Genomic DNA, 14,152 nt, shown 5'->3' with positions numbered 1-14,152 from the left:
AACGAGAAACTTCCGGATATGATTCCCGCGTGTCGACCGTCCCGGGCCCGCGCGACGAACGCGGCGTGCTGGCCGCCCGCATCCTGTCGGCCGCACGGGAAGCGTTCGCCGACAAGGGATATGCCGGCACGACGGTGCGTGCGGTTGCGCGGGCCGCGGGCGTGGATCCGGCGCTGGTGTACCACTACTTCGGATCCAAGGACGCGCTGTTGGACGCCGCGACCGATCCGCCGCAGCGCTGGCTGGAAAGTGTGGCCGCGACGTGGGCGACGCCGGTCGACCGGCTGGGGGAGGCGCTGGTCCGCCTGATGCTCGACGCGTGGGCCGACGACGAGATCGGCCCCGTACTGCGGGCGATCCTGCAGACGGCAGCCCATGAGGCGACCACGCGCGAGAAGTTGCGCCGCGTGGTGGAGAGCAGCCTGTTGGGGGTGTCGCGGCTCGGCGCCGACGACGCCGACCGGCTGAGGCGCAGTGGCCTCATCTCCTCGCAGCTCATGGGTCTGGCGATGGTCCGCTACGTGTGGCGCATCGAACCGGTGGCGTCGATGGCCGACGGCGCGCTGGTCGCCGCGGTTGCACCGACGCTGCAGCGCTACATCGAGCACGACCTGGTGTGACGGGCACGTAGACTGACCAATCGGACTTCGACGTAGTCGGTGAAAGAGGTAGCGAGCAGATGAGCGGCCATTCCAAGTGGGCCACCACAAAGCACAAGAAGGCCGTGATCGATGCGCGTCGCGGCAAGAACTTCGCCAAGCTGATCAAGAACATCGAGGTCGCGGCGCGGACCGGCGGCGGCGATCCGGCCGGCAACCCCACCCTCTACGACGCCATCCAGAAGGCCAAGAAGAACTCGGTACCCAACGACAACATCGAGCGCGCCCGCAAGCGCGGCGCGGGTGAAGAAGCCGGCGGTGCTGACTGGCAGACCATCACCTACGAGGGCTACGGCCCCAACGGTGTCGCCGTGCTGGTCGAGTGCCTGACCGACAACCGCAACCGGGCCGCCGGCGAGGTGCGCGTCGCGATGACCCGCAACGGCGGCAACATGGCCGACCCGGGATCGGTGTCCTACCTGTTCACCCGCAAGGGTGTGGTCTCGCTCGAGAAGAACGCGCTGACCGAGGACGACGTGTTGGCCGCAGTGCTCGACGCGGGCGCAGAAGACGTCAACGACCTCGGTGACAGCTTCGAGATCATCTCCGAGCCCACCGATCTCGTCGCCGTGCGGACGGCGCTGCAGGACGCGGGCATCGACTACGAGTCTGCCGAGGCCACGTTCCAGCCGTCGGTGAGCGTCCCGGTCGACCTCGAGGGTGCCCGCAAGGTGCTCAAGCTCGTCGACGCACTCGAGGACAGCGACGACGTGCAGGACGTCTACACCAACGTCGACATCCCCGACGACGTCGCGGCCGCGCTCGACGAGGAGTGACCGACCGCGCCGGCGATCGCCCGTGACCGTACCGTCTGGACGGTTGGGCATCGTCGGAGAGGTTCGCGGATGAAGTGCGTCGTCGTGGGTGCCGGCGCCTGGGGTCTCCCGGCCGCGGCCGAGCTGTCCAGGCGCGGCCATCGGGTCACGTTGGTCGACCGGCACGGGGTGGCGAACCGGCTCTCCTCGTCGGTGGGACCCACTCGTCTGTGGCGGCTCGCCGATCCCGAGCCGGCGCGCGTCCGGCTCGCGGTCCGCGGTGTCGAGGCCATGCGCAGGCTCGCGGCCCGTTCCGGTGTGGCGGTCTTCCTCGAGCGCGGACTCCTGTGGCGCGACGATGTCTCACTGCCCGCGCTGACCGCCACGATGCAGGCACTCGACGTCGAACACACCCTTGTGGCGGCGGCCGAGGTGGCGCGCTTCTTTCCGGCGCTGCGCAGCGACGGCCGATCGGCGGTGTGGCAACCCGAAGCGGGGGTGGTCCTGGCGGCCGAGTCGCTCAGGGCGCAGCGTCAACTCTTCGAAAAAGGTAATGAGTCAACATTTTTGACGCGATCGGTGGCGTCGGTGGAGCCGGATGCGCGGGTCGTGCTCGACGACGGGACGGTGCTGGAGGCCGACGCGGTCGTCGTCGCACCCGGTCCCGGTGCCGGTGCCCTCCTCGGTGGACTCGGCATCGATCTCGTTCTGCACCCCTACCTCGAGCAGGTGGTGCACTTCGGCGAGCGCGAGCGGCCGGATGCTGCCGACGACTTACCGTGCCTCTTCGACGGTCCCTCCCACGAGCGTCCGGGCATCTATGCGATGCCGACTCCGGGCGTCGGTTACAAGGTCGGTCTGGACCGCCCGTTGCGCGACTACGTCGACAGTGACGACGACCGGACCCCGGACCCGGGCCGGACCGAGACCATCCGGCAACGTGTCGCCGTGGACATCGGCGCGGTGACACCGACCGTGCTGGACGCCCAGGTCTGCTCGTGGACCGATTCGCCGGACGGGCGGTTCGTGGTCGACAGGCTGGACGGGGGAGTCGTCATCGCCTGCGGCGATTCCGGTGAGGGGTTCAAATACTCGGCGTTGATGGGTGAGGTGCTGGCCGACCTCGCCGAGGGGCGCACGCCCGACGACGATGTCGCCGCCTTCTCGTCGGCCCGCTTCGCCGGCGGAATGCCCCTACGTCAAGGACCCCACGCACTCGGCCGGCACTGACTTCCGGCCAGCCACGTGCTCCACGTCACACCTGACCTGCGAGTGTGATCTACGTCTTGCGATTTGCGCGTTGGCTTCCTAAGGTTGACCGTCAATACGAACAACTTGTTCGCTGACACGCATTGTTGCGTTCTATGACGGGAAACGGAACTTTTGTCTCGTGAACTCACCCGCTGATCCCGGCCTGACACAGGCTGATGCGCCGGATGCCGCAGTCGGCGGCCGTATCCGCCAGTTCCGGCTGGCGCGACAGCTGACGCTGCGCGACCTGGCTGACCGCGCCCGGATCTCGGCCGGCTTTCTCAGTCAGGTCGAACGGGGCCAGGTCAATGCCAGCGTGGGCACGTTGCGCCGGCTGTCCGAGGAACTCGGCGTCACGCTTCCGGACTTGTTCACCGACGAAGAGGTCGGCGAACTGCGCATCCTGCGCAAGGCCGATCGGCCCGTGATCGAGGTCTCCGACTTGAGCGCCAAGTACCTGCTCTCGCAGAAGCCGCTGCGCAACCTCGAGTTGTACGCCGGCGAGATGGCTGCCGGGGCCAGTGCGGGCGAGGCGTACGTCCACGGTGATGCACAAGAGATCCTCATCGTCATCGCCGGCAGCCCGACTCTGGAGCTCGACGGCAGAACCTACGTGCTGCACACCGGTGACAGCGCCGAATACCGCACCTCGACTCCGCACACCCTGCACAACCACAGTGACGCCCCGGCCGAAGTGCTGTGGATCGTCAGTCCGCCAACCAACTGAACGCCCTGCGACAACGACGTCGCCGACAGAAGGAGATCCGCATGGCCTCAACAACTTTCGTCAAGCGCCTGCCCGCAGTGCTGGCCACCGGTGTGCTGCTCACCGCGTGTTCGGGCGGACCGGGACCCGGCGCGGACGTCGACCTGGGTAGCGGTCCGCCTCAGGCCGGCGTGGTGAAGAAGGACGCGCTCAAAGGCGTGACACTCACCTTCGTGTCGTACGGCGGCATCTTCCAGGACGGCCAGACGCAGGCGGCGATCGACCCCTTCGCCAAGGAGTCGGGCGCACGGGTGCTGCAGGACGGGCCCACCGAGACCGCCAAGATCAAGACCCAGGTCGAGTCCGGAAACGTGACATGGGACGTCGTCGACTCGACCAACGTCACCACCGCCCAGCACTGTGGCGACCTGTTCATGCCGATCGACACCAGCATCGTCGACGTCAGCAAGATCCCGCCCGGCGCCAAGACCGACGAGTGCTCGGTGCCCGCGATGGGCTACGGCTTGATCGTCGTCTACAACAAGGACAAGTACGGCGCCAACCCACCCAAGTCGTGGGCCGATTTCTACGACACGACCAAGTTCCCCGGGAAGCGGGCCATCGAGGGCATCGCGGGTGAACTGGACATGGGCGTCCTCGAGGGCGCTCTGCTCGCCGACGGCGTCGCACCCGAGAAGATGTATCCGCTGGACGCGCCGCGGGCCCTTGCGAAGATGGCGTCGATCCGTCCCGACATCGTGTTCTGGAACAGCGGGGCCCACTCGCAGCAGCTCATCGAGGCCGGCCAGGTCGACATGGCGTTGGTGTGGAGTGGTCGTGCGTACTCGGCCGTGAAGAACGGTGCGCCGTTCGTGCCGATGTGGAATCAGTGGATGCCGGAGGCCGACACGATCACGGTGCCCAAGGGAGCGAAGAACCCCAAAGCGTCGATGGCGCTGATCAACTACTACCTGGGCGCAGAGCAGCAGGCCAAGCTGTCGGAGCTGACGTCCTACAGCCCGATCAACGTCGACGCGAAACCGCAGCTCGACGAGCTGGCCAAGAGTTACCTCACCACCACCCCGGAGCGGGCGAAGGATCGCTTCCCGCTCGATGTCGCCTGGTGGTCGAAGAACAATGATGCGATGAACAGCGCGTACTCGGATTGGCTTGCCAAATAAGGATTGTCGAGCGAGGACTGGGTAGACGATGACCGTAGTCGACGTTTTCGCCGGAGGCGCCGCACCACCGCGGTCGCGGGCCGAGTCGGAAGGGGTCAAACGGCGCCGCCGTGGCGCCTACGCCCTGCTGAGCCCGTCGGTGATCCTGGTGGTCGGCGTGTTCGTGGCGCCGCTCGCGGTCATGCTGTGGCGTGCGTTCACCGATCCGACGGCGGGCGTGGAGAACTTCGTCTGGTACGTCGGCGACCCCGTTCAGCGCGCGGTCCTGCTGCGGACGTTCACCACAGGTCTCGAGGTGACGGTCATCTGTCTGGTGCTGGGTTATCCGTATGCCTACGCGATGGTGTCGTTCGGACCCAAGGTGCGTGCCGCACTCACCATGCTGGTGCTGGTCCCGTTCTGGACCAGCCTGATGGTGCGCACCTTCGCGTGGGTGATCCTGTTGCAGGACAACGGCCCCGCCCACGCGGTGCTCCGCCTGATAGGGCTCGGAGATGTCCAACTCATCCGCACCAACCTCGGCGTGGTGATCGGAATGAGCCAGATTCTGTTGCCGTTCATGGTGTTGCCGCTCTATGCGGTGATGTCGGGAATCGACCGACGCCTGATCCTCGCATCGTCGAGTCTGGGCGCGCGGCCCCTGACGTCCTTCGTCCGCGTCTGGGCACCGTTGACGATGCCGGGCGTGGGTGCCGGAGCGCTGATGGTCTTCATCAGCAGCCTCGGTTTCTACGTCACGCCGGCGCTGCTCGGGTCGCCGGACAACGCATTGATCAGCCAGCAGATCTACGTGCAGGTGAACAGCCTTCTGCAGTGGGGCAGGGGTGCCGCGATGGGCGTCGTACTCCTCCTGCTGACCTTCCTCGTCCTCGCGGTGCTCATGGTCGTCATGCGCCGCGCCTCTCGCCAGGAGAAGTCCTCGTGAGCCGGCACAGCGGAAAGTTCTGGCGCGCTGTCCTGGTCGTGTTCTGCGCGGCGGTCGCCGTGTGGCTGGTGGCGCCGTCGCTGGTCGTCATTCCGTTGAGCTTCACCGACCGGCCGACGTTCACCTTCCCCCCGACCGGGTGGTCCACGCAGTGGTACACCAACTTCTTCACCGACCCATCGTGGCTGTGGGCGCTGGAGGCCAGCATCCGTGTCGGTCTGCTGGTGGCCGTGGTCGCGACGATCTGCGGTACCGCTGCGGCGGTGGCGTTCAGCCGCACGCGCTTCTTCGGCGACCAGGGACTGCGGGCAGTCCTGTTGTCTCCGATGATCGTTCCGGTGATCGTCGTGTCGATCGGCATCTACGCGATCTATCTGCGGCTCAACCTGCTGGGTACGACGTTGGGTTTCGTCGTCGCTCACAGCGTGCTGGCGCTGCCGTTCGTCATCATCCCGGTCTCTGCCAGCCTCGCCGGCTTCGACCGGCGCCTCGAAGACGCCGCGTCGGTGTGCGGTGCGGGCCGCTGGACGACGTTCCGCACCGTCACGCTGCCGCAGGTGGCGCCGGGTGTGCTGTCCGGTGCGCTGTTCGCGTTCGCGACCAGCTTCGACGAGGTCGTGCTGTCGCTGTTCATCCAGAGCCCGTACCTCCAGACGCTGCCGGTCCGGATGTACGCGTCGGTGACTCGCGACACCGACCCGACGATCGCCGCGGCGGCCACTGTCATCCTCGCCCTGACCACGGTCTTGACCGTCGTCGCCGGCGTCTATTCGAGCAGGAGGAATCGTGTCCGCTGACACCGCCACCCCGCACGGCGCATCGATCACGTTGCGGCGCTTGACCAAGCGCTACGGCTCGGTGACCGCCGTCGACGCCATCGACCTCGACGCTCGGCCGGGCGAGTTCCTCACCCTGCTCGGACCCAGCGGATCGGGCAAGACCACCACGCTCAACATGATCGCCGGTTTCGTCGACGTCACCGACGGCGACCTACAGATCGACGGCAGGCCTGTTGCAGACCTGCCGCCCTACCGCCGCAACATCGGCATGGTGTTCCAGCACTACGCCCTGTTCCCGCACATGACCGTGACGGGGAACGTCGAATACCCGTTGCGTCAGCGCAAGATCGGCAAGGCCGAACGCGGCGCCAAGGTGGCTGCGGCGCTGCGGACCGTCGGCCTGCAGGACTACGGCAAGCGCATGCCCAAGGAACTGTCGGGCGGTCAGCAGCAGCGCGTCGCGCTCGCCCGGGCCATGGTCTACGAACCGAGCGTGCTGCTGATGGACGAGCCGCTCGGGGCGCTCGACAAGAAGCTGCGCGACTCTTTGCAATTGGAGATCAAGCGCATCCACGGTGAACTCGGCACGACGTTCGTCTACGTCACCCACGACCAGGACGAGGCGCTGGTGCTGTCGGACCGCATCGCGGTCTTCAACAACGCGCGCATCGAACAGATCGGCACCCCGAGCGAACTGTACGAGCGTCCCAAGAGCGTGTTCGTCGCGCGCTTCCTCGGGGAGTCGTCGTTGTTCCACGGCACGGTGGGCGATCCGCGGACCGTCGACGTCGGCGGCCGTCGCGTGGTGGCCGGGCGTGGCGACGCCGACGCTGGTGCGGCCGTCGCGGTCGTCGTACGCCCCGAGCGCATCCGGATCGTCGTCGACGCCGGTGAGCCGCCGGCCGGAAACGCCGTGCCGGGCACGGTGATACAGCACATCTATCTCGGCAACTCGCGCAAGGTGGAGGTCCGGTTGCCGGACGACACCGTTGTGCTGGTGCGGGAGAGCGCGGGCAGCATCACCCGCGCGGAACCGGGACACGACGTCTGGTTGACGTTCGACCCCGACAACGCGGCGATCCTGCCCGCCGACACCACGAACTGAGCATCACCCGAACAACAGGAGCACACCATGTCATCCGCAGGTCACACGCCGGGCAGTCTCGCCAACGACTTCGTCAACGGCAGTGTGTCGTACTGGTATCGCGCCGCGGGGTTCCCGCAATCCCGTGCGCCGCTGCCCGGTTCGCTCGAAGTCGACGTCTGCATCGTGGGAGCGGGCCTGACCGGACTCTGGTCGGCGTACTACCTCAAACGTGAACAGCCTGATCTGCGCATCGCCATCGTGGAGAAGGAATTCGCCGGATTCGGAGCATCCGGGCGCAACGGCGGGTGGTTGTCGGCCGAGTTGGCCGGTTCCCGTGAGGCTTATGCGTCGACACACGGGCACGATGGTGTCGTCACCCTGATGCGTGCCATGCGCGCGGCGGTCGACGAGGTCATCACCGTGACGGAGGCCGAGGGAATCGATGCCGACATCGTCAAGGATGGATTGCTGCACGTCGCGCGTAATCCGGCGCAGATGGGCCGGCTGCGCGAGTCGCTCGACTACGAGGCCCGCTGGGGTGCTGGCCCCGAGGACTGCGTCGTGTTGACCGGCGAGGAGTCGGACAAGCGCATCCGGGTGGAGAAGGCGGTGGGCGCACTGTTCAGCCCGCACTGCGCGCGGGTGCAACCCGCCAAACTGGTGCAGGGGCTGGCCCGCGTCGTGGAGGCGATGGGTGTCGCGATCTACGAGCAGACCGAGGTGACCCGGATCGAGGACCGGCGCGCGGTGACCAAGCGCGGCGTCGTGCGCGCGCCGGTGATCCTGCGCTGTCTCGAGGGATTCACCGCGACGATGCCGGGTCAGCGCCGCGAGTGGCTGCCGATGAACTCGTCGATGATCGTCACCGAACCCCTGCCCGAGGATGTCCTGAAGGACGTGGGTTGGGACGGCGCGGAACTGCTCGGCGATTTCGCACACGGATACATGTACGCCCAGCGCACCGCCGACAACCGGATCGCCCTCGGCGGCCGAGGAATTCCGTACCGGTTCGCCTCCACACTCGACAACCGTGGAACCACGCAGCAATGGACCGTCGACGCGTTGACGGCGCTGCTGCGCGACATGTTCCCTGCGGCGAGTCAGGTTCCGATCACGCACGCGTGGTGCGGGGTGCTCGGGGTGCCCCGCGACTGGACGGCCACCGTCGACTTCGACCGGGCAACCGGTTTCGGCACCGCCGGCGGCTACGTCGGCAGCGGCCTCACGACCACCAACCTGGCCGGGCACACCCTCGCCGATCTGGTGCTCGAACGGGACACCGAGCTGACGCGGTTGCCCTGGGTCGGCCGGCGCGTGCGCAAGTGGGAGCCCGAACCGTTGCGGTGGCTCGGCGTGCAGACGATGTATGCGCTCTACCGCAACGCCGACCGCCGAGAGGCGGCCAACGGACTCTCGAAGACCAGTGGATTGGCGCGGTTGGCCAACAAGATCACCGGCCGCTGAGCGCCGACGACGACAGGACGACACGATGACCACACAGCACGTCGACGCCGATTCGCACCTGCGCCACGCCAATGCGATGACCGCGGAACTCCCTCTGCCCCAGGCCAAGCCAACCAGCTTGACCAACCAGTTCGAATCCACGCTCAACATCTGGTCGGGCGACACCACGCACGCCGGCGTGTGGGAATGCGGCCCTGGCGAATTCACCGCCGACCGGTCCGCCGACACCGAGGTGTGCCATATCCTCTCCGGCTCGGGAACAGTCGTCGGCGAGGACGGGACGAGCGCGGACATCGGTCCCGGTTCGCTGCTGGTGCTGCCCAGGGGATGGCGCGGGACGTGGCGCATCACCGAGACGGTTCGCAAGACCTACGTCATCGTCGGTTCGCGGTAGCTCCCAGGAACGCGCCGATCGCGGCCGCGGTGCGCTCGGGTTGGTCGAGCATCACCAGGACGTAGGCGTCGTCGACGAACTCCAGCCGGCCCTGGGGGAGCAGCTCGGTGAGCCGGTGCGCATGCTCGACGGGCATCACCGGGTTGTCCGACCACAGCACCAGCGCGGGCCGGTCGAAGGAAGCCAGCTGGTTCGTCGCCTCGATCAGCGCAGGCTTGTCGAAACGGGTTCGGCAATATTTGACGAGATCGCGGCGAATGGCCTTGTCCGCCAGTCCATGTGCTGTCCAGGCATCGACGATCCGCTGTGGCAGTGGGTGTTTGGCCATCATGCCGAACATCAGGTACTGCCGTCGGAGCCATCCGATACGCAGCTGCCGCATCGCGAGCGCGACGGTGCCGGGCGTACGGCTGGCCAGCCACGCCACCTTGCCCGGCCACCCTGGCGGAAAGTTGTCGAAGGCCTCCGACGGGCAGATGACGAGGCGGTCGATCCTCTGATCGCGTCCGGCAGCCGTGAGGAGCAGCGGCCCACCCCAGTCGCTGACGACAAGCGTGACGTCGGTCAGGTCGAGCGCCTCGAGGATGTCGGCGACGATCGCGACCATGCCCGGCATGGTCAGGTCGGCGTTCGGATGCATCGGGATCCGGTGGCCGCCCATCGGCAGGACCGGCAGAAGGTACCGGCAGTGCCTCGGCAGGTGGGGGAGCGCCAGGTCCCACTGCGCGTCGTTCATCAGGAGGCCGTGCAGGAGCACGACGGGCGCGCCGTGCGGGTCACCCTCCTCCCGGACCTCGACGGGACCTGCGTGGGTAGTGACGGTCAGCATCACGCCTCCATTAGAATGACCATTCTAGAACGTGTGCTCTAGCATGGCACCCGGGAGGTGACGATGGCAAGGTCCACCAGAGAATCGATCCTGACCGCGGCAGCCGAACTGATGCGCCACCGCGGCTATGCCGGGGTCGCGATGAAAGACATCGCAGAGGCGTCGGGGGCGCCGATCGGATCGCTCTACCACCACTTCCGCGACGGGAAGGTGCAGATCGCGCGGGAGGCGCTGCTCAACGCCGGGGCGGCCTACGGCTTGTTGATCCCGACAATCGTCGACGCCTACACCGATCTCGGGGACGCCGTCGACGGGGTGTTCCGGCAGGCCGCCGAGGACATGGCGGCCACCGGCTTCGCAAACATGTGCCCGGTGGCGAGTGTCGCCGCCGAGATCGCCGACACCGTCGAGCCCCTCCGACAGGTCACCGGGGACATCTTCGACAGTTGGATCACCGGCGGCGCCGCCTACTTCGTGCACCGCGGCCTCGACCAGGCCCAGGCTCGTGATGTCACGATCGCTCTGATCGGCGCCCTGGAGGGGGCGTTCGTGCTCGGCCGGACCCTGAGGTCGACGGAGCCGCTGCTCGCGGCCGGGCGGGCCCTGGCCCCGCAGTACCGGGGCGTCGCGCTCGCGATGGCGTCTCGCAGTCGGATCTGACGCGTGTCCCTGCCGCCCTCGGTCGGTACCCGACGCTAAGCTCTCGAACAAATGTTCTGTAGGAGGCTCGCGTGCGCGTGATGGGTGTCGACCCCGGGCTGACCCGGTGCGGGTTGTCGGTGATCCAGAGCGGGCGTGGCCGGCAGGTGATCGCGCTCGACGTGGACGTCGTGCGCACCCCCGCCGACCATCCGCTGGCGCACCGCCTGCTCGCGATCAGCGACGCCGTCGAGCATTGGCTGGACACCCACACCCCCGATGTCATCGCGATCGAGCGGGTGTTCTCCAACCAGAACGCCAACACCGCGATGGGCACCGCGCAGGCGGGCGGGGTGGTCGCCCTGGCCGCCGCCCGGCGGGACATCGACGTGCATTTCCACACCCCCAGCGAGGTGAAGGCCGCCGTCACCGGCAACGGCCGGGCCGACAAGGCCCAGGTCACCGAGATGGTCACGAGAATCCTTGCGCTGCAGCAGAAGCCGACCCCGGCGGACGCGGCTGATGCGCTGGCCCTTGCGATCTGTCACTGCTGGCGCGCGCCGATGATCGCCCGCATGGCCGAGGCGGAGGCGATGGCCGCCGAGCAACGCCGCAGATATCAGGCCACCCTCAAGGCCGCCAAGATGTCCAAGATGTCGAAGAGCGCGCGATGATCGCCTCGGTGCGCGGTGAGGTCATCGACATCGCTCTCGATCACGTCGTGATCGAGGCGGGCGGCGTCGGGTACAAGGTGATGGCGACACCGTCGACGCTGGCGACGTTGCGGCGCGGCACCGAGGCGCGGCTGATCACCGCGATGATCGTTCGCGAGGACTCCCAGACCCTCTATGGCTTCGCCGACTCCGATGCCCGGGACCTGTTCCTGACGCTGCTCGGGGTGTCGGGTATCGGGCCGAGCATCGCACTGGGTGCGCTGGCCATGTACGACGGCCCGACGCTGCGAGCCGCCATCGGCGACGGCGACCTCACCGCGTTGGTCCGAATTCCCAAGGTGGGCAAGAAGACTGCCGAGCTACTGGTGCTCACGTTGCGCGACAAGGTCGGCGCGTCCACCTCGTCGGGTCTGACCGCTGCGGGTGGGCGCGGTATCCGCGGTCCCGTCGTCGAGGCGCTCGTCGGTCTCGGCTTCGCCCAGAAGCAGGCCGAGGAGGCCACCGACAAGGTGCTCGCCAACGATCCCGAGGCCACCACCTCCGGTGCGCTGCGGGCGGCCCTGTCGATGCTGGGGAAGAAGTGATGGGCCGGTTCGCGGGAGACCAGGACGGTCCGGCCGACGACGTCGACGAGCGGGAGGTGTCCCCGGCGCTGACGGTCGGCGAGGGAGATATCGACGCGAGCCTGCGGCCGCGCTCGCTCGGCGAGTTCATCGGCCAGCCCCGCGTTCGCGAGCAGTTGCAGCTGGTCCTGGAGGGCGCCAAGAACCGCGGCGGCACGCCCGACCACATCCTGCTGTCCGGGCCGCCGGGGCTCGGCAAGACGTCGCTGGCGATGATCATCGCGGCCGAGTTGGGCTCGTCGCTGCGTCTCACGTCGGGTCCGGCGCTGGAGCGCGCCGGTGACCTGGCGGCGATGCTGTCCAATCTCGTGGAGCACGACGTGCTCTTCATCGACGAGATCCACCGCATCGCTCGCCCCGCGGAGGAAATGCTGTACCTCGCGATGGAGGACTTCCGCGTCGACGTCGTCGTCGGCAAAGGGCCAGGCGCGACGTCGATTCCGTTGGAAGTGGCGCCCTTCACGCTGGTCGGCGCCACCACCCGGTCCGGTGCGCTGACGGGACCGTTGCGCGACCGGTTCGGCTTCACCGCGCACATGGACTTCTACGAGCCCGCGGAACTGGAGCGGGTGCTGGCCCGCTCGGCGGGCATCCTCGGCATCGAATTGGGAGCCGACGCCGGCGCCGAGATCGCGCGCCGGTCCCGCGGCACGCCGCGCATCGCGAACCGGCTGCTGCGCCGCGTCCGCGACTACGCCGAAGTGCGCGCCGACGGTGTCATCACCCGCGACATCGCCAAATACGCCCTCGAGGTCTACGACGTCGACGAACTCGGGCTGGATCGGCTGGACCGTGCCGTGCTCTCTGCGCTGACCCGAAGCTTCGGCGGTGGGCCGGTCGGCGTGTCGACTCTCGCGGTGGCGGTGGGGGAGGAAGCTACGACCGTGGAAGAAGTGTGTGAACCGTTTCTCGTGCGGGCGGGCATGATCGCGCGGACCCCGCGTGGTCGCGTCGCCACCCGACTGGCATGGACCCACCTGGGCATGACGCCACCCAGCGGGGCGGGTGCGCTCGGCCAGGCGGGGTTGTTCGAATGACCGCCGCAGCGCTGGTCGTCGCGGCGCTCGCCGCGGTCCTGCACGTCTACATCTTCGTGATGGAGTCGGTGACGTGGACGTCGCCGCGCACCCGCGCGGTGTTCGGGATGAGCGAGGAGGAGGCACAGACCACACGCCTGCTCGCGCTGAATCAGGGCTTCTACAACCTGTTCCTAGCGATCGTGACGGTGGCGGGCATCGTGGCCACGGCGACGGGCGCCGATGCCGTCGGTGCGGCGCTGCTCTATGCCGGGCTGGGGTCCATGCTCGCCGCGGCGGTCGTGCTGGTCGCCTCCGCGCGGGACAAGGCCCGCGCCGCGGTGATGCAGGGGGACGTTGCCGCTGGTCGCGATCGTGCTCCTGCTGCTGGCCTCAACCCTGTAACGATCGATTCCCGCCTCGGTTACCGCCGGTGGGGCGGGGGTACTCCTGTGCGCACGTCGGGCACGTCACAAGGAGGCATCATGATCGGAACCCAGCGCCCAGATCGACCGCGCGGCGGTCGGATGACCATTCCGCGTAGCCGCGGCGCCGCCAGCGGTCTGCTGCTCGTCCTGCTCGGCCTGTGGGGCGCGCTCGTCCCGTTCATCGGGCCGAACTTCGACTTCGCCTTCACCCCGGATCAAGCGTGGACCTGGACCACGGGCCGGGGGTGGCTCGAGGTGCTTCCCGGGCTGGTGACGGTGCTCGGCGGTCTGGTGCTGCTGACCTCCCGCAATCGCGCTACCGCCGTCCTCGGCAGCTGGCTCAGTGTGGCCGGTGGCGCGTGGTTCGTGATCGGCCGGGCGCTGGCAGGCCCGCTAGGCCTCGGCGACGCCGGCGCACCGGTCGCCGACACCGAGACCAAGCGGGTGTGGCTGGACCTCAGCTACTTCTACGGCCTCGGCGCGGTGATCATCTTCCTCGGCGCGCTGGCGCTGGGGCGGGTGTCGGTCCGCAGCGTCCGCGACGTCGAGTACGCCAGCCGTCCTGTCGCCGTCGACGCTCCCGCCCACACCGGTCCGATGCCGGTGACCGACCGGACGGCAGCCACCCCGGTGGGCGCGCAGCCCACCGAGGTGGTCGATCCGCAGGAGCGGGCACCGCGGCGCGGTCTGCGCGGCCGCCTGTTCGGCGGACGGCGCGACCGCAACCTGGTGCACCACTAGC

General features: G+C 68.1%; 16 protein-coding genes and 1 pseudogene. 16 read left to right on the top strand and 1 reads right to left on the bottom strand.

Translation table 11 applies throughout. From position 1 onward, the window contains the following. Window positions 1-29 precede the first annotated feature (29 nt). The 10 genes from PGN37_RS13190 to PGN37_RS13145 all read left to right on the top strand — a co-directional run bounded on the left by PGN37_RS13190 (window position 30) and on the right by PGN37_RS13145 (window position 9,201). Window positions 30-620 carry a TetR/AcrR family transcriptional regulator gene (locus tag PGN37_RS13190; RefSeq protein WP_335331480.1) on the top strand — a complete coding sequence of 197 codons (591 nt, stop codon included), beginning with the start codon at window positions 30-32 and terminating at the stop codon, window positions 618-620. Window positions 621-679: 59 nt separating this feature from the next. Continuing rightward, on the top strand, window positions 680-1,435 hold the full coding sequence (locus tag PGN37_RS13185) for a YebC/PmpR family DNA-binding transcriptional regulator (protein WP_335331479.1): 756 nt from the start codon (window positions 680-682) through the stop codon (window positions 1,433-1,435). A 69-nt stretch (window positions 1,436-1,504) separates the two neighbouring features. Beyond that, entirely contained in the window at window positions 1,505-2,644 is a 1,140-nt protein-coding gene (locus PGN37_RS13180) for an FAD-dependent oxidoreductase (RefSeq protein WP_335331478.1), read from the top strand. Between the two features lie 160 nt (window positions 2,645-2,804). Further along, on the top strand, window positions 2,805-3,392 hold the full coding sequence (locus PGN37_RS13175; protein ID WP_335331477.1) for a cupin domain-containing protein: 588 nt from the start codon (window positions 2,805-2,807) through the stop codon (window positions 3,390-3,392). Between the two features lie 41 nt (window positions 3,393-3,433). After that, on the top strand, window positions 3,434-4,552 hold the full coding sequence (locus PGN37_RS13170) for an ABC transporter substrate-binding protein (RefSeq protein ID WP_335331476.1): 1,119 nt from the start codon (window positions 3,434-3,436) through the stop codon (window positions 4,550-4,552). Window positions 4,553-4,580: 28 nt separating this feature from the next. Then, window positions 4,581-5,477, top strand: a complete 897-nt coding sequence (locus PGN37_RS13165; RefSeq protein WP_335331475.1) for an ABC transporter permease — start codon at window positions 4,581-4,583, stop codon at window positions 5,475-5,477. Then, window positions 5,474-6,274, top strand: coding sequence for an ABC transporter permease (locus PGN37_RS13160; protein ID WP_335331474.1), 801 nt, complete (start codon window positions 5,474-5,476; stop codon window positions 6,272-6,274). Before PGN37_RS13165 ends, PGN37_RS13160 begins: the two co-directional genes overlap by 4 nt. Then, window positions 6,264-7,361 carry an ABC transporter ATP-binding protein gene (locus tag PGN37_RS13155; protein ID WP_335331473.1) on the top strand — a complete coding sequence of 366 codons (1,098 nt, stop codon included), beginning with the start codon at window positions 6,264-6,266 and terminating at the stop codon, window positions 7,359-7,361. Before PGN37_RS13160 ends, PGN37_RS13155 begins: the two co-directional genes overlap by 11 nt. A 27-nt stretch (window positions 7,362-7,388) precedes the next feature. After that, window positions 7,389-8,807, top strand: a complete 1,419-nt coding sequence (locus PGN37_RS13150; RefSeq protein ID WP_335331472.1) for an NAD(P)/FAD-dependent oxidoreductase — start codon at window positions 7,389-7,391, stop codon at window positions 8,805-8,807. 25 nt (window positions 8,808-8,832) lie between these two features. Beyond that, window positions 8,833-9,201 (top strand): cupin domain-containing protein, encoded by a 369-nt coding sequence (locus tag PGN37_RS13145; protein WP_335331471.1) that lies wholly within the window; start codon window positions 8,833-8,835, stop codon window positions 9,199-9,201. On the opposite strand, the gene PGN37_RS13140 is transcribed toward PGN37_RS13145, so the two are convergent. After that, window positions 9,182-10,030, bottom strand: coding sequence for an alpha/beta fold hydrolase (locus tag PGN37_RS13140; RefSeq protein ID WP_335331470.1), 849 nt, complete (start codon window positions 10,028-10,030; stop codon window positions 9,182-9,184). The two genes, PGN37_RS13145 and PGN37_RS13140, sit on opposite strands and share 20 nt — an antisense overlap. Before the next feature lie 63 nt (window positions 10,031-10,093). Between PGN37_RS13140 and PGN37_RS13135 the strand changes: the two genes are divergently transcribed. From PGN37_RS13135 to PGN37_RS13110, 6 genes and pseudogenes are all read left to right on the top strand, one after another. Next, window positions 10,094-10,690: a TetR/AcrR family transcriptional regulator gene (locus tag PGN37_RS13135; RefSeq protein ID WP_335331469.1), complete on the top strand. Its 597-nt coding sequence runs from the start codon at window positions 10,094-10,096 to the stop codon at window positions 10,688-10,690. A 71-nt stretch (window positions 10,691-10,761) separates the two neighbouring features. Next, window positions 10,762-11,343, top strand: a complete 582-nt coding sequence (gene ruvC / locus PGN37_RS13130) for a crossover junction endodeoxyribonuclease RuvC (protein ID WP_335331468.1) — start codon at window positions 10,762-10,764, stop codon at window positions 11,341-11,343. Further along, window positions 11,340-11,927, top strand: a complete 588-nt coding sequence (ruvA, locus tag PGN37_RS13125) for a Holliday junction branch migration protein RuvA (RefSeq protein ID WP_335331467.1) — start codon at window positions 11,340-11,342, stop codon at window positions 11,925-11,927. The genes ruvC and ruvA overlap by 4 nt, the downstream gene beginning before the upstream one ends. After that, complete coding sequence (ruvB, locus tag PGN37_RS13120; RefSeq protein ID WP_335331466.1) at window positions 11,927-13,003, top strand: Holliday junction branch migration DNA helicase RuvB; 1,077 nt, start codon at window positions 11,927-11,929, stop codon at window positions 13,001-13,003. Before ruvA ends, ruvB begins: the two co-directional genes overlap by 1 nt. Then, window positions 13,000-13,387, top strand: a pseudogene (locus PGN37_RS13115) (DUF1304 domain-containing protein). Before ruvB ends, PGN37_RS13115 begins: the two are co-directional and overlap by 4 nt. A gap of 80 nt (window positions 13,388-13,467) precedes the next feature. Then, on the top strand, window positions 13,468-14,151 hold the full coding sequence (locus PGN37_RS13110; protein WP_335331465.1) for a hypothetical protein: 684 nt from the start codon (window positions 13,468-13,470) through the stop codon (window positions 14,149-14,151). Window position 14,152 lies beyond the last annotated feature (1 nt).

Origin of the sequence: Mycobacterium kyogaense (assembly GCF_036946525.1) — a bacterium.
Classification (GTDB): domain Bacteria; phylum Actinomycetota; class Actinomycetes; order Mycobacteriales; family Mycobacteriaceae; genus Mycobacterium; species Mycobacterium kyogaense_A.
Note: the sequence above shows the minus strand (reverse complement) of the source record. Positions and strands in the feature narration are given on the sequence as shown.

Coding starts and splice junctions, on each gene's coding strand:
- PGN37_RS13140 (WP_335331470.1), bottom strand. CDS start 10,030: ATGCTGACCGTCACTACCCACGCAGGTCCCGTCGAGGTCCGGGAGGAG.
- PGN37_RS13185 (WP_335331479.1), top strand. CDS start 680: ATGAGCGGCCATTCCAAGTGGGCCACCACAAAGCACAAGAAGGCCGTG.
- ruvB (WP_335331466.1), top strand. CDS start 11,927: ATGGGCCGGTTCGCGGGAGACCAGGACGGTCCGGCCGACGACGTCGAC.
- PGN37_RS13110 (WP_335331465.1), top strand. CDS start 13,468: ATGATCGGAACCCAGCGCCCAGATCGACCGCGCGGCGGTCGGATGACC.
- ruvA (WP_335331467.1), top strand. CDS start 11,340: ATGATCGCCTCGGTGCGCGGTGAGGTCATCGACATCGCTCTCGATCAC.
- PGN37_RS13150 (WP_335331472.1), top strand. CDS start 7,389: ATGTCATCCGCAGGTCACACGCCGGGCAGTCTCGCCAACGACTTCGTC.
- PGN37_RS13165 (WP_335331475.1), top strand. CDS start 4,581: ATGACCGTAGTCGACGTTTTCGCCGGAGGCGCCGCACCACCGCGGTCG.
- PGN37_RS13170 (WP_335331476.1), top strand. CDS start 3,434: ATGGCCTCAACAACTTTCGTCAAGCGCCTGCCCGCAGTGCTGGCCACC.
- PGN37_RS13180 (WP_335331478.1), top strand. CDS start 1,505: ATGAAGTGCGTCGTCGTGGGTGCCGGCGCCTGGGGTCTCCCGGCCGCG.
- PGN37_RS13135 (WP_335331469.1), top strand. CDS start 10,094: ATGGCAAGGTCCACCAGAGAATCGATCCTGACCGCGGCAGCCGAACTG.
- PGN37_RS13145 (WP_335331471.1), top strand. CDS start 8,833: ATGACCACACAGCACGTCGACGCCGATTCGCACCTGCGCCACGCCAAT.